26 protein-coding genes are annotated in these 24,439 nt (G+C 42.0%); 10 read left to right on the top strand and 16 right to left on the bottom strand.

Annotation, left to right across the window (positions count from 1 at the left end):
• Positions 1 to 7: 7 nt before the first annotated feature.
• Complete coding sequence (hemL, locus tag N477_RS04270; protein ID WP_063360210.1) at positions 8 to 1,294, top strand: glutamate-1-semialdehyde 2,1-aminomutase; 1,287 nt, start codon at positions 8 to 10, stop codon at positions 1,292 to 1,294.
• Between the two features lie 65 nt (positions 1,295 to 1,359).
• Here hemL and aroC read toward each other — a convergent pair whose 3' ends face one another.
• Together aroC and prmB are read right to left on the bottom strand one after the other, a co-directional pair.
• Positions 1,360 to 2,460: a chorismate synthase gene (gene aroC / locus N477_RS04265; RefSeq protein WP_063360211.1), complete on the bottom strand. Its 1,101-nt coding sequence runs from the start codon at positions 2,458 to 2,460 to the stop codon at positions 1,360 to 1,362.
• 146 nt (positions 2,461 to 2,606) lie between these two features.
• Positions 2,607 to 3,542, bottom strand: a complete 936-nt coding sequence (gene prmB, locus N477_RS04260; protein ID WP_063360212.1) for a 50S ribosomal protein L3 N(5)-glutamine methyltransferase — start codon at positions 3,540 to 3,542, stop codon at positions 2,607 to 2,609.
• Positions 3,543 to 3,625: 83 nt separating this feature from the next.
• On the opposite strand from prmB, the gene smrB reads away from it, so the two are divergent.
• The 4 genes from smrB to N477_RS26560 all read left to right on the top strand — a co-directional run bounded on the left by smrB (position 3,626) and on the right by N477_RS26560 (position 5,694).
• Complete coding sequence (gene smrB / locus N477_RS04255) at positions 3,626 to 4,180, top strand: endonuclease SmrB (protein WP_063360213.1); 555 nt, start codon at positions 3,626 to 3,628, stop codon at positions 4,178 to 4,180.
• Between the two features lie 167 nt (positions 4,181 to 4,347).
• Positions 4,348 to 5,148, top strand: a complete 801-nt coding sequence (locus tag N477_RS04250) for a response regulator (RefSeq protein WP_063360214.1) — start codon at positions 4,348 to 4,350, stop codon at positions 5,146 to 5,148.
• 173 nt (positions 5,149 to 5,321) lie between these two features.
• Positions 5,322 to 5,567 (top strand): hypothetical protein, encoded by a 246-nt coding sequence (locus tag N477_RS04245; RefSeq protein WP_063360215.1) that lies wholly within the window; start codon positions 5,322 to 5,324, stop codon positions 5,565 to 5,567.
• Between the two features lies 1 nt (position 5,568).
• Positions 5,569 to 5,694, top strand: a complete 126-nt coding sequence (locus N477_RS26560; protein WP_269199990.1) for a hypothetical protein — start codon at positions 5,569 to 5,571, stop codon at positions 5,692 to 5,694.
• A gap of 66 nt (positions 5,695 to 5,760) precedes the next feature.
• On the opposite strand, the gene N477_RS04240 is transcribed toward N477_RS26560, so the two are convergent.
• Positions 5,761 to 6,366 carry a peroxiredoxin C gene (locus N477_RS04240; protein ID WP_023398641.1) on the bottom strand — a complete coding sequence of 202 codons (606 nt, stop codon included), beginning with the start codon at positions 6,364 to 6,366 and terminating at the stop codon, positions 5,761 to 5,763.
• A gap of 228 nt (positions 6,367 to 6,594) precedes the next feature.
• Positions 6,595 to 7,308, bottom strand: coding sequence for a fatty acid metabolism transcriptional regulator FadR (gene fadR, locus N477_RS04235; protein WP_063360216.1), 714 nt, complete (start codon positions 7,306 to 7,308; stop codon positions 6,595 to 6,597).
• 483 nt (positions 7,309 to 7,791) lie between these two features.
• Here fadR and dsbB point away from each other — a divergent pair, with 483 nt between their 5' ends.
• Both dsbB and N477_RS04225 read left to right on the top strand, forming a co-directional pair.
• Positions 7,792 to 8,298: a disulfide bond formation protein DsbB gene (gene dsbB, locus N477_RS04230; RefSeq protein WP_063360217.1), complete on the top strand. Its 507-nt coding sequence runs from the start codon at positions 7,792 to 7,794 to the stop codon at positions 8,296 to 8,298.
• Positions 8,299 to 8,311: 13 nt separating this feature from the next.
• Entirely contained in the window at positions 8,312 to 8,614 is a 303-nt protein-coding gene (locus tag N477_RS04225) for a hypothetical protein (protein WP_063360218.1), read from the top strand.
• Between the two features lie 16 nt (positions 8,615 to 8,630).
• On the opposite strand, the gene N477_RS04220 is transcribed toward N477_RS04225, so the two are convergent.
• Entirely contained in the window at positions 8,631 to 8,924 is a 294-nt protein-coding gene (locus N477_RS04220; protein ID WP_063360219.1) for a ComEA family DNA-binding protein, read from the bottom strand.
• A gap of 214 nt (positions 8,925 to 9,138) precedes the next feature.
• Here N477_RS04220 and N477_RS04215 point away from each other — a divergent pair, with 214 nt between their 5' ends.
• Positions 9,139 to 9,450, top strand: a complete 312-nt coding sequence (locus tag N477_RS04215; RefSeq protein ID WP_063360220.1) for a YebG family protein — start codon at positions 9,139 to 9,141, stop codon at positions 9,448 to 9,450.
• 101 nt (positions 9,451 to 9,551) lie between these two features.
• On the opposite strand, the gene N477_RS04210 is transcribed toward N477_RS04215, so the two are convergent.
• The 4 genes from N477_RS04210 to N477_RS04195 form a co-directional block, all read right to left on the bottom strand.
• Positions 9,552 to 10,745 (bottom strand): amino acid aminotransferase, encoded by a 1,194-nt coding sequence (locus tag N477_RS04210; protein ID WP_063360221.1) that lies wholly within the window; start codon positions 10,743 to 10,745, stop codon positions 9,552 to 9,554.
• A gap of 176 nt (positions 10,746 to 10,921) precedes the next feature.
• Complete coding sequence (locus N477_RS04205) at positions 10,922 to 11,581, bottom strand: GAF domain-containing protein (protein ID WP_063360222.1); 660 nt, start codon at positions 11,579 to 11,581, stop codon at positions 10,922 to 10,924.
• Between the two features lie 153 nt (positions 11,582 to 11,734).
• Entirely contained in the window at positions 11,735 to 13,384 is a 1,650-nt protein-coding gene (locus N477_RS04200) for a SpoIIE family protein phosphatase (protein ID WP_063360223.1), read from the bottom strand.
• A 16-nt stretch (positions 13,385 to 13,400) separates the two neighbouring features.
• Positions 13,401 to 13,706: an STAS domain-containing protein gene (locus N477_RS04195; protein WP_039608683.1), complete on the bottom strand. Its 306-nt coding sequence runs from the start codon at positions 13,704 to 13,706 to the stop codon at positions 13,401 to 13,403.
• Positions 13,707 to 13,851: 145 nt separating this feature from the next.
• Here N477_RS04195 and yciH point away from each other — a divergent pair, with 145 nt between their 5' ends.
• Positions 13,852 to 14,181: a stress response translation initiation inhibitor YciH gene (yciH, locus tag N477_RS04190; protein WP_063360224.1), complete on the top strand. Its 330-nt coding sequence runs from the start codon at positions 13,852 to 13,854 to the stop codon at positions 14,179 to 14,181.
• On the opposite strand, the gene N477_RS04185 is transcribed toward yciH, so the two are convergent.
• Positions 14,178 to 17,156 (bottom strand): EAL domain-containing protein, encoded by a 2,979-nt coding sequence (locus N477_RS04185; RefSeq protein WP_063360225.1) that lies wholly within the window; start codon positions 17,154 to 17,156, stop codon positions 14,178 to 14,180. The genes yciH and N477_RS04185 overlap by 4 nt on opposite strands.
• Before the next feature lie 311 nt (positions 17,157 to 17,467).
• Between N477_RS04185 and N477_RS04180 the strand changes: the two genes are divergently transcribed.
• Positions 17,468 to 18,622, top strand: a complete 1,155-nt coding sequence (locus N477_RS04180) for a chorismate mutase (protein WP_063360226.1) — start codon at positions 17,468 to 17,470, stop codon at positions 18,620 to 18,622.
• Positions 18,623 to 18,701: 79 nt separating this feature from the next.
• Here N477_RS04180 and tyrA read toward each other — a convergent pair whose 3' ends face one another.
• From tyrA to N477_RS04150, 6 genes are all read right to left on the bottom strand, one after another.
• On the bottom strand, positions 18,702 to 19,847 hold the full coding sequence (tyrA, locus tag N477_RS04175; RefSeq protein ID WP_063360314.1) for a bifunctional chorismate mutase/prephenate dehydrogenase: 1,146 nt from the start codon (positions 19,845 to 19,847) through the stop codon (positions 18,702 to 18,704).
• Between the two features lie 255 nt (positions 19,848 to 20,102).
• A complete protein-coding gene (rplS, locus tag N477_RS04170) occupies positions 20,103 to 20,462 on the bottom strand; it encodes a 50S ribosomal protein L19 (RefSeq protein ID WP_039608679.1) in 360 nt (119 codons plus the stop codon).
• A 33-nt stretch (positions 20,463 to 20,495) separates the two neighbouring features.
• Positions 20,496 to 21,260 (bottom strand): tRNA (guanosine(37)-N1)-methyltransferase TrmD, encoded by a 765-nt coding sequence (gene trmD, locus N477_RS04165; RefSeq protein ID WP_063360227.1) that lies wholly within the window; start codon positions 21,258 to 21,260, stop codon positions 20,496 to 20,498.
• Positions 21,260 to 21,793: a ribosome maturation factor RimM gene (gene rimM, locus N477_RS04160; RefSeq protein WP_063360228.1), complete on the bottom strand. Its 534-nt coding sequence runs from the start codon at positions 21,791 to 21,793 to the stop codon at positions 21,260 to 21,262. The genes trmD and rimM overlap by 1 nt, the downstream gene beginning before the upstream one ends.
• A 17-nt stretch (positions 21,794 to 21,810) precedes the next feature.
• The gene (gene rpsP / locus N477_RS04155) at positions 21,811 to 22,059 is read right to left on the bottom strand and encodes a 30S ribosomal protein S16 (protein ID WP_023398624.1); all 249 of its coding nucleotides are present in this window, start codon (positions 22,057 to 22,059) and stop codon (positions 21,811 to 21,813) included.
• A gap of 270 nt (positions 22,060 to 22,329) precedes the next feature.
• A complete protein-coding gene (locus N477_RS04150) occupies positions 22,330 to 24,429 on the bottom strand; it encodes a TonB-dependent hemoglobin/transferrin/lactoferrin family receptor (protein ID WP_063360229.1) in 2,100 nt (699 codons plus the stop codon).
• Between the last annotated feature and the right edge of the window lie 10 nt (positions 24,430 to 24,439).

Genomic DNA, 24,439 nt, shown 5'->3' with positions numbered 1-24,439 from the left:
ATACATTATGACAATTAGCCAAGACTTATTTGAGCGTGCACAAACCTCTATCCCGGGAGGCGTTAACTCGCCAGTAAGGGCATTTAATGGTGTGGGTGGCACACCATTATTCATCACAAAAGCAGAAGGTCCATTTACCTTTGACGCTGACAATAATCGTTACATCGACTATGTTGGTTCTTGGGGACCGATGATCCTTGGCCACAACCACCCAGAAATCAAACAAGCGGTATTAGACGCAGTGGAGAACGGTCTTAGCTACGGTGCGCCTACTGAAACTGAAATTTTAATGGCAGAAAAAGTTAAAGCACTTGTGCCGTCAATTGAAAAAGTTCGTATGGTGAGCTCTGGTACCGAAGCGACAATGAGCGCGATCCGCCTTGCCCGAGGCTTCACTGGCAGAGATAAGATTTTAAAGTTCGAAGGCTGCTACCATGGTCATGCCGACTCTCTACTAGTAAAAGCGGGCTCTGGCGCACTAACAATGGGCGTGCCAAATTCTCCGGGCATTCCTGCTGATTTTGCAAAACATACACTTACAGTGTCATTTAATAATTTGGATGAAGTCAAAGCGATTTTTGAAGAATATAAAGATGAAATCGCCTGTATTATCGTTGAACCCGTTGCAGGTAACATGAACTGCATCCCGCCTGTTAAAGGCTTTTTAGAGGGTCTTCGTGCGGTATGTGATGAGCACAAGTCAGTACTTATCTTCGATGAAGTGATGACTGGCTTCCGTGTCGCCCTTGGTGGTGCACAAGCCTATTACAATATCGAGCCAGATCTGACTTGCTTAGGCAAAGTGATCGGTGGCGGCATGCCTGTTGGTGCCTTTGGTGGAAAGCGTGAAATCATGGATTACATCGCACCAATAGGACCTGTTTATCAAGCTGGTACGCTCTCTGGTAACCCGATTGCGATGGCAGCAGGCCTTAAAGCACTTGAGTTACTTTCTGAGCCTAATTTACATGACGACCTAGAAGCAAAGAGCCAAGCGCTATGTGCTGGTTTTCAGGCTGCCGCGGATAAGCACGGTATTCCACTGACGACTAACTTCGCCGGTGGCATGTTTGGCTTCTTTTTCACTTCAGCCGAGCGCGTTGACACCTACCAACAGGCGACTGAATGTGACTTAGAAAGGTTTAAGCGCTTCTTCCATTTGATGTTAGAAGAAGGTGTGTACCTTGCACCATCTGCATTTGAAGCCGGGTTTGTCAGCACCATGCACAGCGACGAGGACATCAACAATACCATCGCAGCAGCTGATCGCGCTTTTGCTAAATTAATCGCTTAATCTAAAGTTCATTATTTATCATATAGATATATTGAAATAAAAAAGGCACCTTACGGTGCCTTTCATTATTTAACTTGCCCAGGGATAGGACCTTGAGGCACTTCGACATGCGGGTTTTGTCCACGCTGTCTAAGTAAGTGATCCATAATTGTAATGGCCATCATTGCTTCCGCAATTGGGATTGCACGAATGCCCACGCATGGGTCGTGACGTCCTTTAGTAACCATCTCTACCGACTCATTAGCAGTATTAATGCTCTGCCCAGGTACTGTAATGCTTGAAGTTGGTTTCAACGCGATCGATGCGATAATATCTTGACCTGTAGAGATCCCGGCAAGTACACCACCAGCATGATTGCTAACAAATCCATCGGGTGTCAACTCGTCTCTATGCTCTGAGCCCTTCTGCTCAACCACATCAAAGCCATCACCAATCTCAACGCCTTTCACTGCATTGATGCTCATCAGAGAGTGCGCGAGCTCAGCATCGAGTCTATCAAATACTGGCTCACCTAAACCCACAGGCACATTTTTAGCGACTACTTTCACTTTGGCACCAATTGAGTCACCTTGCTTTTTAAGGTCTCTCATATATTCATCTAAAGCGTCTAATTTACTTTCATCTGGGAAGAAAAATGCATTTTGCTCCACCGCATCCCAGTTGAACACCTCAGCTTTAATTGGCCCAAGCTGCGATAGACAAGCGCGAACCTCAATACCATGGACTTGCTTGAGATATTTTTTAGCGATGCCACCGGCTGCAACACGAATGGCGGTTTCACGTGCAGATGAACGTCCGCCGCCACGATAGTCACGATGACCATATTTATGCCAATAGGTATAGTCACCGTGCCCTGGACGAAAAACGTCCATAATTTTACTGTAATCTTTAGAGCGTTGATCGGTATTTTCAATCAGCAACCCAATACTTGTACCGGTCGTTTTGCCCTCAAATACACCTGATAAAATCTTAATTTCATCCCCTTCACGACGCTGTGTCGTGTAGCGGCTTTGCCCTGGCTTTCTTCTATCTAGGTCTACCTGTAAGTCAGCCTCGCTGATTTCAAGCCCTGCCGGAACACCATCTACAACACCACCCAGTGCTGTACCATGGCTTTCACCGAAGGTTGTCACTCGAAACAGCTGGCCTATGCTATTGCCTGCCATTAACTTTCCTCATTCCTCGTTACGGTTTTGGCCTAAAGCCTAAATGGGGCTATACCCCAAGTTTTGACAATGTTCACCACTGTCATTCTTTGCCGTATCAAGCTGCCAATGAATCGGCTTCATTTGCAGGCAATATACAGCAAAGCTTAATCGTTAAAGTATGCTACCAATTCTTTTTTACTGATCATGAACACACCTAAACCGCCGTGCTCAAACTCAAGCCAAGTAAATGGCGCACCTGGATATAATGCATCCATATGTACCATAGAATTACCCACCTCGACAAATAGAATACCATTCTCTGTTAGATGCTCGGCCGCATCTTGAAGCAGTACTCGGGTCACATCTAAGCCATCGTCACCAGACGCGAGGCCCAATTCAGGCTCATGATGGAACTCATCGGGCAGGTCGGCCATATCTTCAGCATCAACATAAGGTGGGTTTGCGACGATTAGATCGTACTTTTGACCCGGCACACCACTAAAGACGTCTGACTGAATCGCAAATACACGTTCGTCCATCATATGGTCATGGATATTCATTTCGGCCACGGCCAGCGCATCAAATGAAATATCCACGGCATCCACTTGTGCATTTTCAAAATGCTTAGCCAGTGCAATCGCGATACATGCAGAGCCCGTACACATATCTAAAATACGAGTCACTTCTTCAGGCGCTTGAACCCAAGGCTGAAACTGTTGGGTGATCAACTCTGCAAATGGAGAGCGCGGCACCAATACGCGTTCATCAACATAAAAAGGCATACCTGCAAACCACGCTTGATTCGTAAGGTAAGGCACAGGCATACGCTGCTCAATACGCAGCTTGATAACTTCAATTAAACGCTTTTTTTCTGTCCTAGTCAGCCTAGCTTGCATCAAGTCTTTTGGCGCATCTATCGGTAGATTTAGCGTTGGCAAGAGTAAATTTACCGCCTCATCCCAAGGATTGTCGGTACCATGGCCATAAAAAAGCCCATTTGCAACAAACTGACTTGTCGTCCAACGCAGCCAATCTTGCATGGTTACCAGATCTTCATAAGCCTCTTGGGCGATTTCATTGGTTATTGCTAATTCACTCATGATTATTCTCACACTTTGTAGATAGCCGCATTGTAGCGGTTTTTAGACTAGGTTTTTATGCTTTTTTTATTTAAAATGCGCGAATGAATAGAGAATACCCTGAAGTAGCTATGGCCTCTGATGACTTTGATTTATTCCGTGATGCAATTTCCGGAACACAACCCCTTAAGCAAGACACTGTGGTGCACGAACGTAAAGCCACCCGCTTCAAAGGCGAAGTGATTGCTGAGCAAAAGAAACAACATCAAGCTGAGTTTTATTTTTCAGATGAGTATGTACCAGATATTGATACTCATGGCACCATCAACTTTGTCAGACCGGGGGCCGATAAGTACCTTGCAAAGCAGTTAAGACGCGGTGACTATGCGCCAGAGCTGATTTTAGATATGCATGGTATGAATAAAGAAACGGCCAAAGATGAGCTTGCTGCGCTTATTCATGCCTGTAAAAAACAGCATATCAGTTGTGCATGCATCGTACATGGTATTGGTGAACGTATTTTGAAGCATAAGGTGCCCCATTATTTGGTACAACACCCTGATATTCTTGCTATGCACCAAGCACCTCTTGAGTATGGTGGTAAAGGCGCCATTTTGATATTGGTTGATTTACCACAAAACCCTGAATTTCGCAGATAAAAGTTAACAAGCATTAACGCAACCATTATCCAAACTAGCCTGTCGTTTACAAATACGCTATATTAGCCTGAATCATGTGCAGCCAGTTGATGAAAAAAACCTACGTTAGGTAAATAAATTGTACTGGCTGAAGACATTTAGCTTCTGTTTCTATCCTCAGGTTTAAAATGAACGATTTACTCAGTACAGATCTGACGATTTTACTCGTCGAACCCTCAGTGACCCAACGAAAGATTATCGCCAAAGAGCTCAAAGATGAAGGCGTGCAAAATATTGACTTTGCCGATTCAGTCAGCAGCGCCATAGATGCACTCAATCAGAATTTGCCGGATCTCATAATCTGTACACTTTACTTGGCAGATGGAGACGCACTTGCTCTATTGGATCATGTTCACGAGCACTTCAGTGAACATCAATTGCCCTTTATGCTGGTCTCCAGTGAAACTCGCCGGCAACAGCTTGAAGCTTATAAGCAATCAGGGGTCGTTGCGATTTTGCCAAAGCCATTTACCAAAGAGCACTTAGGCAAAGCCATTAACGCCACCTTGGATTTACTCTCGCCACAAGAGCTTGAGCTAGATTTATACGACATTCAAGACTTGCGAATTTTGGTCGTTGACGATTCCATGCTAGCCCGTAACCACATTCAACGTGTTCTGCAAAATCTTGGCGCAACACGTATCAGTGAAGCTGAAAATGGTGCTCAAGCTTTAAGCATATTAAATGAGAGCATGTTCGATTTAATCGTCACCGATTTCAACATGCCAGAAGTCAACGGACAAGAGCTAACAGAGGCAATTCGTCGCTCAGATGAACATGCCCATGTGCCAGTATTAATGGTAACGTCTGAGGCCAATGAAACACATTTAGCAAATGTTGCGCAATCAGGTGTCAATGCAATGTGTGATAAACCGTTTGAACCCAATATCGTAAAACAGCTCATCTATCAAATGTTAGAGCAAAATTAACCAAAAATTAGTTAATTAAACGACTCATCTTGGCCAAATCGACCACACCTCAGTTTTGGCCAAAATCTAGAAAAATTAAAACCCCATAATTATCAACAACTTAAAAATAAAATCTAAGCTGGCACAACCTTTGTAATAGTTATTACGTCTAAACATACAAAGGGAACAACAGCATGAACTTATTTACTAAAGTACTTACAACTAGCCTTTTTATTGGTCTATCAGCTTCAGCTAACGCGAGTTCGATTAGCAGTGATTTGTTAAGTGATGTGCAAAGTAGAGTGAGTGAAAACATTCAGTCGAGTTTAGTGGAGTTAAAAATAAACACTAAAAAGGCACTAGTAGATAGTTTGATCCGTACCAATAAGGACATCGAAATCGACCAGCCTGAAACAACACAGGCTAAAAAGGATAACTAATATGTTTAGTGAAGTAACATTGATTAGCTTATTAGCGATGCCAGTAGTGAGCTTATTGCTGGCATATTTTTCGATAGAAACCATCAAGATGATCAGTCAAAAGTGGTTTGAAGAGAGTACCTCATGATGTGGCGATTTATGACAATAAAAAACCCGCACAAGGCGGGTTTTTAAAACTGTACGAGGTTGCTAATTATAGCTCGCCTTCGTTTTCAGATAGGAACTTAGCAACACCTTCTGGGCTTGCGTCCATACCTGATTTACCTTCAGTCCAACCTGCTGGACATACTTCACCGTGCTCTTCGTGGAACGCTAGTGCGTCAACCATGCGAAGCATTTCGTCGATGTTACGACCTAGAGGTAGATCGTTAACTACTTGGTGGCGTACGTTACCTTCAGAATCGATTAGGAAAGAACCACGGAAAGCAACGCCAGCTTCTGGGTGCTCAACGTCGTATGCTTGACAGATTTCGTGTTTAACGTCAGCAACTAGGTCATATTTAACTGGACCGATACCGCCTTCGTTAACTGGCGTGTTACGCCATGCATTGTGTGAGAATTGAGAATCGATAGAAACACCGATCACTTCAACGCCACGCTTTTGGAATTCTTCGAAACGCTTGTCAAAAGCGATAAGCTCTGAAGGACAAACAAAAGTGAAGTCTAGTGGGTAAAAGAATACAACCGCTTTTTTACCTTTGATACGCTCATGTAGATTATAGCTATCTACGATTTCACCATTACCTAGTACTGCTGCTGCTGTAAAGTCAGGAGCCTGACGGCCAACTAATACACCCATTGTTTTCTCCAAATAGTTAGGTTTAGTTCCAATATACAAATCGTTTTGTAATTTGATTCTAATTATTGAGGCGCTGTTTACGAAAAACAACCCCTTGAAAAAATTTGCCTAAGTTTATTCAGCTCTGAGGAAAAATAACAATCGAATTAACCGATAGGTACAATCTAAAAATTCGATGAGGCCAATATTTAGACACAAAAAAGCCCCTTTCGGGGCGCTTTTAAATCATTAATCCATAATGTCATTTGGCATGTCGGCACGAATACCCTGCCATAGCTCACTTGACTGATGACCATATTTACGGATAAGCGCAATCGCTCTGTCGAAGTCACCTTGTTCAGCCAATGCCGTTAAATCTCGATAAAATTCTCTGGTCAATTTACGAATTTTCGGCTCAGAGAAGTAATGGCAGCCGATTTTCGAATAAAGGCCTCTAAAGCCATTTAAAATCAATACATAAATTTTGTTACCGCCTGCAATGGCAAGCTGATGATGTACTTGATAATCATAATCTGCAAATGCTTCTGCCGTATCAGGTAGCTCCTGGTATTGCGCCAGAATCTCAATCACTTTTTCAGCGTTTAACTTAATCGCAGCACGAGTATAAATTGCACTAATATTTGTTCTTGCAGACAATAATTGATCTGTTAGTTCAGGGACTTTATCTTCATCAAGACGAGCAAGTGCTTCTAAAATATTTAGACCCGATGTTTCCCAGAAATTGTTTACACGTGTCGGTTTGCCATGCTGAATAGTTAACCAACCATCTCGCGCTAATCTCTGTAATACTTCCCTTAAGGTTGTACGAGTCACACCGATAAGTTCTGACAGTTCACGCTCAGCTGGCAATATCGACCCCGGCGGAAACTCTCCATTCCAAATCGATTCTACTATATATTCCTCAGCAAATCCCGCTGGGCTCTTGGCTTTAAAAATTCTCATTTTGCACCACTTAAATTACAACCAAAGGCAAGATACATTCAGCGCAAGCAACTCTCGGTAGCAGGCGCAGCATGATACTGCAACTCGTTAATCTACTGATTGTACCAGATGGATATAAAGTAACAAGCGCAACAGTGATATGAAGGCAGAGTAATTCGTGTTTAGATAGCATATAGGAACAAATTGCTTAGTTTCCTTCATAGTAGAGTGCAATTTGCGTCATACATCAAACCAACAATCTTGTGGATAGCCTCACTTAATCTTAAATAGTCACCATCAGGTGGCAACAACCGAACAATAGAGTACAAAGTGGGAACTAAATGAAAAACGGATAGACTAACAATCTGTTTACTAAACGAATTGATAACTTACAAAGCATGATAAAAGTAATTTACTCCCTTTAATGTGACCTACATTAAGGTGCAAATAGCTTGATGCATTGACACTAGATAGCCATAATAGCGGGCAAAAAAGGAGACATACATGTTTGATAGACTCGCGAGTTTTTCTCGTACCACCACAGCTTGGGGCTTATTGTTTTTAAGTGCGCTTACTTTCGAAATCGTTGCACTATACTTTCAGTACGCCATGGGTCTAGAGCCCTGTGTGATGTGTATCTATCAACGTACAGCAATGTTAGGGGTTTTAATCGCAGCCTTTTTTGGGCTTTGCAGTAAGAATAATTACCTTGTTCGATTAATAGCGACTGCTGGATGGGGTGTATCAGCTATATGGGGGTGGCTACTTGCGCGTCAGCACCTTGATATGCAAACCACTACAGATCCTTTTGCTTTTACCTGTTCTTTTGAACCTAACTTCCCTGTTCCTTTGCATGAATGGATCCCATCCTTTTTTGCCGTAACAGGTAGCTGCTCAAACATAGACTGGTCATTTGCAGGACTATCTATGCCAGGCTGGATGGAAGTTATTTTTGCAATTTATGCCATTAGCTTTTTGATTTTTGCGCCTATGGTTATTTTTAAGAAGTAAATTAGAGAAATATATGATTTTTAGACTAAGCCAAATTCCTGCACTTGCGTCGCTATCTTTACGTGAAAAGCAGCAAGTTAAAGCAATAGCGATTTCCATGCTATCGGCAAAAAGTAAGGTCATATTGGCTGTATGCAAACTCGCTCTGTTAACCCCCTTATTTATGGCACTTGCCTACTTTGAAGGCTGGTCACTTTTACCTGTGTTGCTTATCACTGGTATTGCATACCCGCTCTTAACAGCCCCTATTGAAGTACAGTTTGCTTTAAAAAACTTAGATAAAGCTTTGTCTGAATTTAAGCAGAGCCAAAATTAGGCTCTGCATTCTCTATTTATTCCAATACGACATGGGCTTCTATTTTATCTATTAGCCCTGTCCCTATACCTTTCACTCTTGCCAGCTCTTGTATATTGAAAAATAATCCTTCTCGCTCCCTTGAGTCCACAATTGCTTGCGCCTTTGATTTGCCTATTCCTGGTAATTTCATTAGCTCATCAACTGCTGCTGTATTCACATTGACCTGTAGGGTCGACGTTTCTATATTCTTTACCGCTTGTGCCTGAGCAGCATTGTTAAAAGTTAACAAAAGCACTAGAAAGCCAATATTCCATATTTGCTTGAGCATTTAATTTCTCCTTAAACTGTTTGTGAGTTTCACCATGCTTAAAAAAGTGATTAAGCAATGTAACCATAGGATTTATCACTGACTTTTGTAAAATACCTAAGAATATTTTCATTGTATTTTTTTCATATGGATCGTCTAATTGGCAGCGATTGAGTTGCAAAAAAATCAAATACAGTTTACTGTATAAAAAAACAGTGTTTTATGGAGGGTGATCATGGCTGTTATAGTAAAGTATGTGGTTGAAAGAAATGGAGTAGAGCGAATGACATTTACTAGCAAAAAAGAGGCAGATGCCTACGATAAAATGCTGGATGTGGCAGAGGCGCTTGAAGGGATGCTAGATAAGGTAGATGTGCCACTGAGCGAGCAGCAAGTAGAGTCTCTTGCGCTAGAAATGGCAAAATACAAAGATGACTTTATCTCTGTACTAAAAGGCAGTAAGCCAACAGCAGAAAAAGAGCCGAAAAAAACGACCAAAAAAGCCGACGTTGAAGATGATAAGGTGACTGCTATTAAACAAGCATGATACTGCCTTTATCTATACTTGCTTATTCATTCCAAAAACGCAAAAACGCCGACCTATCAATATAGCTCGGCGTTTTAATATACTTGAAATATCTTGTTAGATTACTTCAATACTGACGCTACAGCATCTGCAAAGTAATCAATATTACTGTGGCTAATACCAGCAACATTTACACGGCTAGAACCCACAATGTAAATTGAATACTCTTCACGAAGACGATCGATTTGCGCTTTATTAATCCCTAAGAAAGAGAACATACCGTGCTGACGCTCAATGAATGAGAAGTCATGTCCTGTATTTCTTTGCTCAAGGCTGTCTTTAACCAAACTGCGAAGGCCATTAATTCTGTCACGCATTTCAGCCAGCTCTTGATGCCATTGCTGTGTTAATTCATCGCTCGATAAAATCGTATTTACAATATCAGCACCGTGTGCTGGCGGCATTGAATAAATGCTACGAACAACGCTTAACAATACTGAGTTTGCAACATCCGCATTCGCCGCATCTTTTGAAATGATCGAACATGCACCAATTCGCTCGCGATACAGGCCAAAGTTTTTAGAGCAAGAAGAACAGATAATCATTTCTTCTACTGTCTGAGCTAATAAACGAAGACCGTTTGCATCTTCATCTAAGCTAGTGCCGAAGCCCTGATATGCAATATCGACTAGTGGCGTGAAGCCTACTTCTTTAGCAAGATCTGCAAAAATTTGCCATTGCTCTGCATTTAAATCCATACCACTTGGGTTATGACAGCAGGCGTGCACTAAAACAACATCACCTTTTGGTACTTGCTTAAGCGTGTCAATCATCTCGTCAAAAAGCAGGCCTTTGTTTTCATAATCGTAGTACGGATACTCTTTTACCGTTAAGCCAGCCGCTTCAAACAAGCTAATGTGGTTTGCCCATGTTGGTGTAGTCACCCATACTGTCGCATCTTTGTTGCAACGCTTGATGAACTCAGCTGCAACACGCAATGAACCTGTACCACCTGGCGTTTGAGCCGTACGAACGCGATTGGCAAGTAATGTTGTATGGCTATCGCTTAACAGCAATTGTTCCATTTTTGTACAGAAATCTAAATTACCTGCTAATCCAATATACGATTTTGTTGTTTCGTTTTCTAAACGAAATGCTTCTGCTTTTTTAACCGCTTTTAAAACTGGTGTAGCACCCTGCTCATCTTTATATACACCAACACCTAAATCGATCTTGTTAGGGTTATCGTCTTGCTTATAAGCTGCCATTAGGCCCAAAATAGGATCTGTTGGTAATGGTTTTAGTTCTGAAAACATGTGTATTTTATTCCTATTAAAACTGATACGCACAAAAATCAAAAGAGACGAAAAATCGCTCACACTTTTGCAAGCTCGCCTCTATTTATCTAAGTATTTAACTCGATATTACGTAACAATTGTGGGGGTTATAGTTGCCATAATACTACCACAATTTAACAAGAACACGAGACTTGTTACTTGGGAAGGTAATGCGTTATTTTCATGCAAGCCGCGACAAGTACAGATAAATTGTCAGCAGTAAAAAAGTCTTTACTAAAAGCCTCTGCATCAATGATCCCGATACAATCGAGCTTGTCATTTAACAGCGGTATGCAAACCTCCGCTTGTACTTTTGGGTCACAGGTATAATACTCGCCACCCTGCGCAATATATTCAGGAATATTATTGATAATGCGAGACTTTTCAGAAAGTACTGTCTGAATATTATTTGATGTTGCTGCAAACTGCTCATTGATAGGAAATAATGGGCGGCTAGGTGCACCATTGTACGCGAGTTTAAGCAATTGTTGATCACCGTCAACTTGTCTTGACTGATAAATACCGAACCACTCGACACCAGTTTTGTTAGTCACAAACTCGACGATTGTTTGAAGCTTAGACAATAAAACGTCATTTTCTTGCGTTCGCGCTATGATCGTTTCCAACTCAAATGGCGCTTCTTGTAAGTGACCAAATAAACTACAACTTCCCCCCTCACCAAGTTCTGGTATTTGATAAGACCAGATCGTTTGAGCTTTATGTGACACTAAATAAGCATCCAGTGCATCAAGCTGTGATTGAACAAGTGTATGGTCAAGGGAAGTTTGTGTTTTATCTAAGTATGCAGAAATCATTTAGCCATCCAAACATCTATATATCTAAACGCAATTTAACACGCAAACGCGCCTTTGCCTATAGGCACAAGCATGTTTTTTATCATTGGGAGTTAAAAGAAAGGGGATATCGTAAAAAAATTTCAATTCTAATAAATAGATAGGTGGACCTGCTTAATCCAACGAATAGACCAATTTAACTTCATTTCCAATTCGATTGTAACTGACACTATCAGCAATTTCTGAGAGTAGCTGAACCCCCCTTCCATGCTCATTAGATAATGTACTATCGCTTGGCAAGTCAGGCTGAGAAAAACCTCTACCTGAATCTTTGATATCAAAAGTGATTGACCGTTTTTCGGGGCTATAAGAGGCCGCAATTTCAATAAACGCTTCGGTGAGCTTAGACAGCGCATCAGCACGCTGTGTGTAGTACTCTAAAAATCCATCTTCTTGATTTTTTAACTCTGAACTGATCCCCAAAACCCCGTGATCCAGTGAGTTATTATATGCCTCTGACAGTAGCAAAAAGATGTTCGAACGGTGTGCATCCACCCCTTCAACATTACTAAGCACATTAACCACTTCCAAAACAGGATCAGTCACTTTCATTTGCTCAGCGTCTAAGGAGACAGCAATCTCAAAAGGCAGTGATGAGTAATGCGTTTCACCTGAATGCTCTAACTCCGCCGGCAAACAATTGATAATCGCAATGCTCAAATCATCTTGTTGCTCCGCATGCTGCGCATAGTTACGCACTTTATCAATGACTTCTTGTGTGGTGATTTCGGGCGTACTTTGCAACGTATCTATAAAACGCCCTTCTCCAAACATCTCTCCATCAGGCCCTTCACTCTCAATAATGCCGTCAGTTGCCATAACGAGTCGAGTGCCCTTCTCCACTTCAAAGTGTAGTATGGTCCTCTCGAATTCATCATCGTCGAGTATCCCTAACGCCATATGCTGAGATTCAACCGTTTTTAAAACACGACCTTGTTCATTGACTAGGTAAACATCGGGTAACCCGCCAAGCCAAGCTGAGATATTTTTACCTGAACTACTGAGCTCAATAATTGCAGCTGCACAAAACATATGGCCGGGTAATAAGGTATATAATGAGCTGTTTAACTCTGTGGCAATGTCACCCACTGCCATCCCTTTTTGCACCATAGTGTAAAAAATACGTGAGGCTGGCAAAGCACCGACAGCAGCAGCTAACCCATGACCAGTAAAATCCCCTAATAAACAGTAAAACCCGCCAATTGGGCTTTTCGCCATAAGGAACATATCTCCGTTGAACATAGATGCGGGAGAAAGGTGAAAATCACACAGACTATCAAATTTTTCTTGCCCTGATAGCGCATTGCGAAAAATGTGCTCTACGATTTCATGTTCACGTTCGGTCTGATTGTAGTGATACTCTAGTAACTTTTTCTGCTCGTGCGCTTCTTTACTGAGTTTTCTGGTGCGCGCATGCGCTCTAATTTTGGCGGAAAGAATGATCCTATCGAAAGGCTTGTGAATGAAGTCGTCTCCGCCGACTCTTAGGCATTTTTCGAAGCTAGCATGATCTTCAAGTGCGGTAATAAAAATGATAGGTAAATACACATCTCCTGCGTATTCTTTTATTTTTGGCGCAGTCTCAAAACCATTCATCACTGGCATCATGACATCCAATAGCACAATATCAACTTCATGTTGATGTAACAAAGTCAAAGCCTCTTGACCGTTATTCGCTACCAAAACATCATAATGCTGCTGCTCAAGCATAGCTGTGAGCAGTCTACAGTTGAGGGGTTGATCATCAACCACTAAAATAAGCATGCTAAATTAAGCTCTGCTAATCTATTTCAAACTTTTTATCGAATCTCGAGATTTGCAATATCTTTTTTAACTGGGGTCGGCAATTGCTGATTTGAATACTACCAACTGAATCACCGAGCGTTTTTTTCATATTTAACAACATGCCCAATGCTGAACTGTCCATGTAGTCTGTGTCTCGCAAATCAACAACGACTTTCTCAGTTTCATCGTTCACTTCGGCATATGCTTGGCGAAATGATTGCACTAAATTAAAGTCAAACTTCCCTTTAATCTGAATTGTTAAGGTCTTTCCGTCAGCTGAAGCATTTTTGCTCAGGCTCATTGCAAGCTCCTACTCTAAATTTGGTTTTGTTATCCATCTTTATGTTTTAAATATAATCGTATTACGTAATTTCGCCAAAAAAATATAACGACACAAAACACTTTTTGTTAGTATCCAAAATAAGATAACTAGTTTGGAGAAAGCAATGTCAGATGGTCGTTTAGTATATTCTACCGAGCTGGGACGAATTAAACCAGAAGACGAGCAGCTACAACAAGACGTTAAGCTGTTTAAAGATGGTCATATTCGTATCGAGCGTCAAACCAAAGGGCGAAAGGGTAAAGGTGTTATGTTAGTCGTCGGCATAGACCCAAGCGAACATGATTTAAAAAAGCTAGCTAAATCATTAAAAAGTAAGATGGGACAAGGTGGTGCCGTCAAAGAAGGCATTATTGAAATTCAGGGTGACGACAGAGAAAAGCTTAAAGGCTTATTGGTTGCACAAGGTTTTAAAGTAAAAATAGCAGGGGGTTAATTCCCTGCTACCTTCATTATATCGGGGTTTTGCGCAAACACCCCCTGCTCTGTCAGTGGCGCGCTATAGTAGTAGCCTTGCACAATGTGGCAATTGTTACGCTGTAAAAAAGCGACCTGATCAGCAGTTTCCACACCTTCGGCAACGACTTTCATACTGAGCTTCTGCGCCATCGCAATGATAGCCGCAGTGATTTCCATATCGTTCGTATCTTGTGGTATATCCTTCACAAATGACCTATCTACTTTAAGAACATCAACAGGGAAGCGTTTTAAATAACTCAGCGAGGAATAACCCGTCCCAAAATCATCAATAGACAAGGAGACACCTAGCTTTTTCATTTCTTTCAATTGCTCAATTGCCGCTTCGACATCACCCATAAGCATACTTTCTGTTAGCTCTAGGTGCAGCATTGACGGTGCAAGGCCCACTTCGCTTAAAGTTTGAGAAATGGTCTCTATTAAGTTTGAATCTTTAAACTGTCGAGCAGACAGGTTGATTGAAATATCTGCTGTGCAGCCTTTGGACTTGAGCACCGCAGAAAAGCGACACGCCTCTTTTAACACCCATGTGCCAATTTCAACAATCAAACCTGTTGCCTCAGCAATAGGGATAAATTTCGTTGGTGGAATATTGCCTTCAGTTGGGTGATTCCATCTGATCAGCGCTTCATAGCCCACTATTTTCCCTGTTCGGCTGTCAATTTGAGGCTGGTATTGCAGCGAGAATTGCTGACTTTTTATAGCTTGTCGAAGCTCGTTTTCTATATGAAGGCGTTCATTTGCTGCTGCATTCAATTCCTGTGAGTAGAAATGGAATGTATTTCGTCCTTTGGCTTTGGCTTCATACATGGCCAAATCTGCATGTTTCAACAGCTGCTCTTCTTCTTGGCTATCAAATGGTGCAAGCGTAATACCGATGCTCGCACTGACTATCACCTCATTATTACCCAGTAATATTGGCTGCCCTAACGTCTTTTGAATAGTGTGAGCAACGTCCATGGCATTATCTCGGGTGCTTATTCCACTGAGCAAAACAGCAAACTCGTCACCGCCTAAACGGGCAATGGTATCTTCCGCTCTGAGGCGTTGCTTCAATCTGTCTGCAACTTCTACTAACAGTCTATCTCCAGCATCATGACCCAGTGTATCGTTAATGCGTTTAAATTCATCCAAGTCGAAATAAAACAACGCAAATGCATAATGCCCCCGAGACGCCAGCGCCATAGACTTTCGCAATTGCATACGGAAAAAAGTACGATTAGCGAGTCCAGTCAATGTATCAAAATAAGCCAATTCCTCCATTTTTCTTTGGCTTTCTTTGACAAAAGAGATGTCTTGCGCAGACGCAACATAGCTTGAAATACGTCCCCCATTCTCTCGAATTGGAGAAATACTCAAACTCACCCAAATTTGCTCATTATCACTGCTTTGCAACAGCGTATCACCGCGCCAGTAATTTCGACTCTTCAAATCAAAGTCAATGTCGTCGATTAAAATCGCCATTTCATTAGAAATGATACCAAGCAATGGCGAGTCCAAAAAGTGAGACTCAGGAAACCCTGTCATCTCCACCATTTTTGGATTGACATATTCGATTTTAAAACGCTCATTGGTTATTACCACGCCTGTTCCAGAAAAAGCCACGGCTTTAGAGAGACGATTTGCCGCTTTTTCAGCAATTTCCTTCTCACTAATACGTTGGTTTAACCCATTTACTAATTTTTTAATGTCATCACTCATGTCGTTGAATGACGCATTAAGGAGCCCAATCTCATCATCACTATCAGTGAGCTTAGGGTGGTCCCACTGGCCGCGACCAAAGCTAATCAACACCTTAACGAGCTGGTTTATTCGCTTCAAAATCAAGTGATAAATTACTTGATGTAGCAACATAGCAACAAAGGCGGCATATAAAACAAATAAACCAAAGAACTTCACTTTTAGCTCTTCAAGCGCATATAAAGCAGTATCTCTGCGTTTATACATGCCGACGTACCAATCTAACTCACCAAGGTGCATTACATTAGCTATGTGACCAGCCTTATCATGAATGAATTCATCTTGATAGCTTGGCAACCTCACTTTAAGCGCAGTATCAATGACTCGTTGGATTGCTTGTGGTAACGCATCTTTTGTTTGTAGTTCAGATGTATCTGTGGCATCAATTAAATTAGGCGCAGAAACAATTCGGCCCTGTTTATCAAAAATAATATAACTTTGATCTGAAGTCGGCTTTGGCAGGTGAGCCAGTAATGTTTCAAGCTCTAAATCGCTGCCTGTAAACCCTCTATACTCATCACCTTCATAAAGTGGCACCAAAATACTCACAACCCATTTGTTCCAAACAGGATCATGATGTACATCAGACCAGACAGCCTCTCTAGTAGGATTTAATTCTTCACGTAAAAGCGGTTGCGCATGAATATTCGCTTGCCGATTCTGTGCACTATCCAATAGCACAGAATTGGGTGGTGCGATGCGAACAAAATCTTCAGTGGTGTAAATATAAAAGTTAAAAAAGTCCTGCAGCAATATCGGAGAGAGCGTATTCCATAGCGTTTCCGATTTTTGGAACAGTACTTTGTCAGTATCGGATAATGTTTCTTTTAATATGTACGCAGCAGACATGCCATTTGCTGCAACACTGTGTACCTTACCATCAAGGGCGTTGACTGGCACTTCAACATCAATGGGCGAATTGGTAACTGGGAGCAACTTTTTTGTCACAACGACATTTGTTTGCTGCGCCAAGTTTTTTTTAAGCTCTAAGTATTGCACAAACTGTTGCAGCATTTGCTCGCTTAAATCATGCAGTTGGACAAATTCAGCCTCTATTAGGTGCTTCTCTTCAGACTTTAACATCAAAGCAGCAGCAAATACCCCCGCGATAACGCATACGGCGGAAATCAAAATTGATAATTTCACACTTAGAGAATTAGCACCAAAACGCGAAGGAGGACGACGATTGCCCACGATAAACTCTTTACCTAGCTATGTTTTTTTTCATATATTGTCTTGAATATATCAGATCACACAAATCGTAGCCAATGCATTTCTGGTATAATTTAAAATACCTTGTTGTAATTGCCTTAATATCTGTGTTAATAATAATGATAACACTGTAAATATGAAAACGAACAGATTATGAACTATTTTGCGCGCCGCTATTTTTTCTTTTTTAGCTTCTTTAGGTGAAGAGGCTTAACTGTTTGCGCGTGAAAACGAATAGCTAAGCCTCCCAACATCTGGGAGGCTTTTTTTTTGGCAAAATGGGAGTGAGGACCATGACGCAAGATACTTTAAATGCATTGAGAACAGAGATTAACGAAATAGACTCTGAGCTATTAGTGCTGCTGGCTAAACGCAGAAGGATAAGCCACGGAGTACTAGAGTATAAAATAAACAACAACAAGCCAATTCGAGATGAAGAACGAGAGCTAGCACTACTTGAAAAGCTCATCAGTTACGGAAAATCTTTAGGTCTTGACCCTTTTTACATCAACAACGTTTTCCAAGTTATCTTAGAAGACTCGGTTCTTAATCAGCAGGCACTATTGCAAAAGAGTTTAAACCCAGAGGCAGTCAATGACACCCACCGCGTAGCTTATCTCGGTGGACAGGGCTCTTATAGCCAGCTGGCATGCCACAAGTATTTTAGCCGTCGCCCAGGTAAAGTCGTCGAACTTGGTTGCCAATCTTTCGAAGAAATCACCACCTCTGTTGAGCATGGTAAAGCTGACTTCGGTATATTACCAATTGAAAATACCAGCTCCGGTAGTATCAACGAAGTCTTTGATCTAATGCAACACGCGCAAGTGTCTATCGTTGGAGAGGTGACACACAGCGTTGAGCATTGCCTGCTCGCACAGCCTGGCACTGAGCTTAAAGATGTGAAAAAAATATTTGCTCACCCTCAGCCATTTGCCCAATGCAGTCGATTCTTACAAAGCTTAGCGGATGTCATTCATGAAACCTGTGATTCCACCTCCAGTGCCATAAAATTTGCCGCAGAATGTGAACAAAGTGCCGCTATTGGTTCTGCACAGTCTGGTCGCGCCCAAGGTTTAGAAGTCATTAAAAGTGAATTGGCTAACCAAGCTGAAAATCACAGCCGCTTTATTGTTGTTGCGAGAAAACCACTGCAAGTCTCTACTCAAATACCCACTAAAACGAGTCTTATTATGGCAACCAAACAGCATGTGGGCTCACTGGCAGATGCATTGATGGTGTTTAAAGAGAACAGTATCAACATGACAAAACTTGAATCTCGCCCAGTACCAGGCAACCCTTGGGAGGAGGTATTTTATGTTGACCTTCAAGCAAACATTGCTGATCCAGTTGTTCAAAACGCACTTGAAGCTCTTAAAGCGCACACGCAAACGGTAAGAATACTCGGCTGCTATCAAAGTGAGTCGCTCAAAGCGGTAGACCCAATCTAATAGTCAACCGTAGGTTTTCGTGAACGGGTAATAGAATAAAACAGTGGAAAAAGCGCTATGTACCTAGCGCTTTTTTAATTTAAGAAGCAAGCTCATCTAACACTTTAGCATCATTGGCTTTATTTAAAATCCCACGGCTTTGCGCTAAGAAGGTATGCGCACTGTCTGAGAAATAAGTTTGTGCTTTGTCAAAGCCATCAATCAAGGCCTGCTTATCACCTTGCTTTAAACTCTGAAGTGTTTGTGCAAAAGTATCTTGATAGCTGGCAAGTAGCCCTTCGACATCTTCAAACTGAGCTAACATGATATCAGCATACAATTCCGGAGACTGCGCAAACAAACGGCCAACCATCATTAGTTCTAATTGATATATAGGTGATGAGCAGCTGCGCAGCTCTTCCAGAGTATGGCACTGTTTTGCTAAGAACTGCCCATAGACAAACGTTGTTAAGTGGCGCATAACCTGAATAATCTGCATTGCTTGATCGTGCTTTTTCGCTTCCATTGGCACAATATGGCATCCCCATATTTGCAGCTGTTTTAATAATCCACTGCATGCATTTTCATCACGGCCATGACAAGCAACTACAGTTTGCTTAACCCAATGCGAAATATCCGGTCCAAACATCGGGTGTAATCCAACCACTGGGCCTGCGTGTTTATTGAGTAAACTTTTTAAAGGGCTTTGCTTAACAGAGGTAATATCTGCCAAAATGCATTCAGGATCTAATGGCGGCAAATCTGCTATTACCTGATCTAAACTGTTTATCGGCACACTCACGAGCACGAGTTTAGCGCCTGCTAACACTGAACTGGCATCCGTTTGCTGAGATTTGTCGAGTATTTTTACCTCATACCCTGAACGTTTAAACTGTTTTGCAAACAGCTGGCCCATCGCCCCTTGACCACCGACAATAACAATAGGTGAAAGTTGTGGCGCTGCACATGCCAATTTACTTTGTTGGTTTTCATAAGCTTCACGCATCATGCGACGCAAAATATCTTCTACCAACTCTGGGTTAACGCCCTTCTCTTCAGCCTGTTGACGGCGAGCAGCGATCAACGCCGCCTCTCGATCTGGAGCATGTAGCGCTGCGCCCTTTTGTTGTTTGATCTGACCTACCTGTTCAGTCAGTCTTCTTCGCTCAGCAAGTAAGCTCACCAGTTCACTATCACAACGATCTATCTGTATGCGCAGCTCATCTAGGCTTAAGTTCTCTCTCATTCCCATACCGTAAACCTTAATTTACACCAGTAAATAATAAATTACACCCAGTCTAACAGGACGAATTTTATTAAGAAAGCGTCAATTTGTTTCTTCATACTATTGTAGGGTACAAACGCAGGAGTTTTATACTAAGTAAAAAATAAGAAAGTGTTTTGAAGTGAGTTTGGTGGCTAATATTGAAAAAGTGAGAGCCTGAAACCAAACAGACCGCATAAAGCGGTCTGTTTGTTAAGCATAGGTAGTATGCGCGTATTAGTTAAGTTTCTCTTTAATACGTGCAGATTTACCAGAACGCTCGCGTAAGTAGTAAAGCTTAGCACGACGAACCGCACCACGACGCTTAACTGTAACGCTATCAACCACTGGGCTGTGTGTTTGGAAAACACGCTCAACACCTTCACCGCTTGAGATCTTACGAACAGTGAAAGATGAATGAAGGCCACGGTTGCGCTTAGCGATTACAACACCTTCAAAGGCCTGTAGACGCTCTTTGTTACCTTCTTTTACACGTACCTGTACAACTACTGTATCACCAGCGCCGAACACTGGTACGTCTTTTTTAAGCTGCTCTTCTTCAAGCGCTTTAATAATATTTTGGTTTACTTTTGCCATTTTATTTCTCACATTCCTAGGAGTAACTGTCTTCTAGCCACAAGCTTCATGTTCTTGCTGAAATTCAGCGAGAAGCCTTGCTTGCTCCTCAGTCAGAGCTAGGTTACGCAACAAGTCCGGACGGCGTAGCCAAGTCCTGCCTAATGACTGCTTTAAGCGCCATTTTGCAATTTCTTTATGGTTCCCACTGAGTAATACAGCAGGGACCTGCTTTCCATCCAATGTTTCAGGCCGAGTATAGTGAGGGCAATCTAACAGGCCATCCGAAAATGAATCCTGCTCAGCAGACTGATTGTGACCAAGCACACCTGGCACTAATCGCGCAACTGCGTCAATAAGTGTCATAGCGGGCAGTTCGCCACCACTGAGAATAAAATCACCAATGGACCACTCTTCGTCTACATGAGACTCGATGATCCGTTCATCTATACCTTCATATCGACCCGCAACTAAAATCAACTTCTCAGACGTTGCCAATTCAGCAGCGCCTTGTTGGTCTAGTTTGCGCCCTTGTGGAGACATGTAAATTACTTTTGCACCATCACCAGCTGCAGCTTTTGCATCTAGAATGGCTTTTTCAAGCGGCTCTACCATCATCAACATACCTGGACCACCGCCATAAGGGCGATCATCTACAGTACGATGCTTGTCAGTCGCATACTCTCTTGGATTCCAACAATTGAACTCAATCAAACCGTTTTTCACAGCTCGACCAGTTACACCTTGCTGAGTAACTGCATCAAACATTTCAGGGAACAACGATACAACGCCGACCCAAAGTTTTTGCTGTTTACTCATTAAAATGCTGGATCCCAATCAACCGTAATTTCACGTTCTTCATGCTTAACTTCAACAATGACAGAGTCTGTCAAAAATGGAATTAAGCGTTCAGTCTGACCAAATGCATCTTTTTTGTTTGCTTTCACAACCAAAACGTCATTTGAGCCAGTCTCCATAAGGTCATCGACATGACCTAAGTTATAACCTTTATTGGTTACAACCGTCATACCAATTAAGTCTCGCCAATAAAACTCCCCTTCAGGTAATTCAGGAAGCTGCTCACTATTAACGGCGATTTCAGCATTGGTATAAGCCATTGCTTCGTCTCGGTCGTTAATGTTCGCAAATTTAGCGATGAAACCCTTGCTGTGGCGACGCCAGTCGCTCACTTCAAGAGCTTGCCATTTACCTTGTTGCCCTATCAACCATGGGCTGAAATCGAAGATCCCTTGGGGATCATCAGTAAATGAATGCACCTTAAGCCAACCCTTAATACCGTAAGGGGCACCTAATTTGCCGACAACGAGTGTCGAGGTGTTATCTTGACTCATGGTTACACTTACGCCTATTAAGCCGCTTTACGAGCGTCTTTAACTAACTTAGCTACGCGATCTGAAAGAGATGCGCCCTGACCTACCCAGTGATCAACACGAGCAAGATCTAGACGAATTTTTTCTTCCTGACCAGAAGCGATTGGGTTAAAGAAACCTACTTTCTCGATGAAACGACCGTCACGCGAGAAACGGCTATCCGCAACCACGATTTGATAGAATGGACGCTTTTTAGCGCCGCCACGTTGCAAACGAATAGTTACCATACCGTCCTCTACATAGATTGACTGTTTTCATTAATAAGATATAACTTCCCACTACGGGAAGCTGGGGAATTGTACGAGTTTTTCTCAACAATGCAAGTATGTTTTAGATTTAATTCTCAATCTTGACATAGCTAGGTCGGTTTAGACCTAAAATGCAATCGTCATTTGGCTTCGTACCCGCCAAAATAAAGAAACGGATGCTGTTGAAAACACCCGTTTAAATGCTCAAGCAAAGCGAATTTCGCCTTGCTCGCAGGGAGACATTACCGCCTAGAAGGTATATTTAGCATTAATTGCAAAATTACGTCCTGGCTGTGTGTATTGCTCTAGGTTTGCATCAGCCGCTTGCCCTGCAACACTTTCATAAGGGATATATTCTTTATCTAACAGATTAAAGACACCAGCATTGAGTCGCAGGTTACCGAAATCATACTCAGCATAGAGATCGACTGTTCCCCAACCACCAGTTTTAATTCTGTCATCTGTTGGAACCTTAGTCATACGCTTAGCCGCTTTAAACGCAGCCGTAACTGACCAGCTGTCCATCTCATAGCGTGTCTTTACAAAGCCGTTTAGAGGACTGATTGAACTTAGATACTCATTAGTTTCTTTATCTTTGCCTTGTACATATGTAAGACCAGTATCGACAGAAACGTTATCACTTACCCAAACGGTAAAGTTCGCTTCTAACCCTTTAATCTCTACCTCACCAATATTGTGGTACTGATAATACGTCTTAGGCGGCATGTTAGGTATTTGACTAGGCTCAACACGAACGACCTTATTACCTATAAAGTCATCGAACTTAGTATTAAATAGTGTTACAGAAAACTGCTTTGAGTCAAAACCACCTTTCACACCAAACTCTATACTGTCACTGGTCTCTGGATCTAAATCAGGGTTCGGTAAAATCTGGTAAATAGGTTCAACACCATGGCTTTGATAGGCCAGATCATGAGGTGGAATTTTAAAGCCACGAGAGTATTGCGCCACTACATTCAAGTTATCTGAAACTGCATATACTAAGCCAAGCTTTGGCGATAGCGCAGTTTCACTGATATCTCCAAACTCTGTGCCTTCATAAAGCTCACTTTGTTTTGCATCCATATCGTACTTATCAAGGCGCAAACCCGCGTTCAATGTAACAGCATCAGACAAAGCAATATTATCTTGTACAAAAAGACCTAACATGGTGGTGTCTGCACCAGGGAATGTTTTTTGTCCCTCATTATCAAGTATTTTATTACCTTGTGCATCGATTCGGGTTTTTAGACGAGGTCTTGATGTTTCATAGCCATCATAATCAAAGCCATAAACAAGTTGATGTGACACAGAACCAAACTCTAGCTGCTTATCTAATACTAAGCGTGCACCAAGAATAGACTGCTCGAAACGATAGTCGTTGTAATCCGTGTAAGGCCCAATACGGCTGCGACTTCCATCATTTGCACGAGTCTGATTACTGATTTGTTCAAAGTCAGTATAATAAACTTGTGTACTTAAGTTATCGTAAAAGCTTGTCGCTGTTGAAGTATCAAACTCTAATGACAAAGAAAGGCTTTCGTTATCATCTCTTGTTTCATACTTATTTGCCGTGATTACTTGCTCGCTGTCTTGGTCAAAGTAATCAAGCGTCGCCAAAACACGCTCGCTGTCAGTCAATTTAAACTCCGACTTTAGCAATAACGCATTTGATGTGTAGTCAAATCCTGGAAGATTTTCTTGATAATTTTGCGTTTCTTCGCCATCCCGACGCGTCACTTGAATCGATGTGGCGTTTAGATCACTAAGTTGCTTTGCAAATGTTGCTGTGGCGCTCTTTTCCGAGTTAACGCCGTAATAGCCAATACCAACTTGAGCATAGCTATCTTCATTAGCTAGGTAATCAGACGGATTTTTTGTCGATATAACAATAATGCCACCCAAAGCATCAGAGCCATAAAGAGATGATGCAGCACCTTTTGCCACTTCAATTTGCTTTACGTTATCAACATCAAAGTAACCGCGACCAATGATTAAGCCGCCACCACCAGAATAAGCATCATTCAAGCGGCGTCCGTCTTTGACGTAAACAACACGATTTCCACCAATACCACGAATATTGAGCGCTTGGGCTTCACCTGTTGAGCCCGTAGTTGTGATCCCTGTTTGATACTTAAATGCACTATTTAAGTCCACTGCTAACTCACGTTCAATTTCTTGTTCGGTGACAACATTCACAGAGCCAGCAACATCCTCAAGCTTTTGCTCAATACGCGACCCTGATACTACGATAACCTCGCTGTCTTTCTCAAATTGCTCCGCAACTGAACTTGGCGCAGTAAAGACCGCAGCTGCAATACTTAGCGAAATAGTAGTTTGTTTAAACATTATCTTTTAA

Source organism: Pseudoalteromonas luteoviolacea H33-S (assembly GCF_001625695.1).
Lineage (GTDB): Bacteria > Pseudomonadota > Gammaproteobacteria > Enterobacterales > Alteromonadaceae > Pseudoalteromonas > Pseudoalteromonas luteoviolacea_B.
This window is presented reverse-complemented; position numbering and strand designations above follow the sequence as displayed.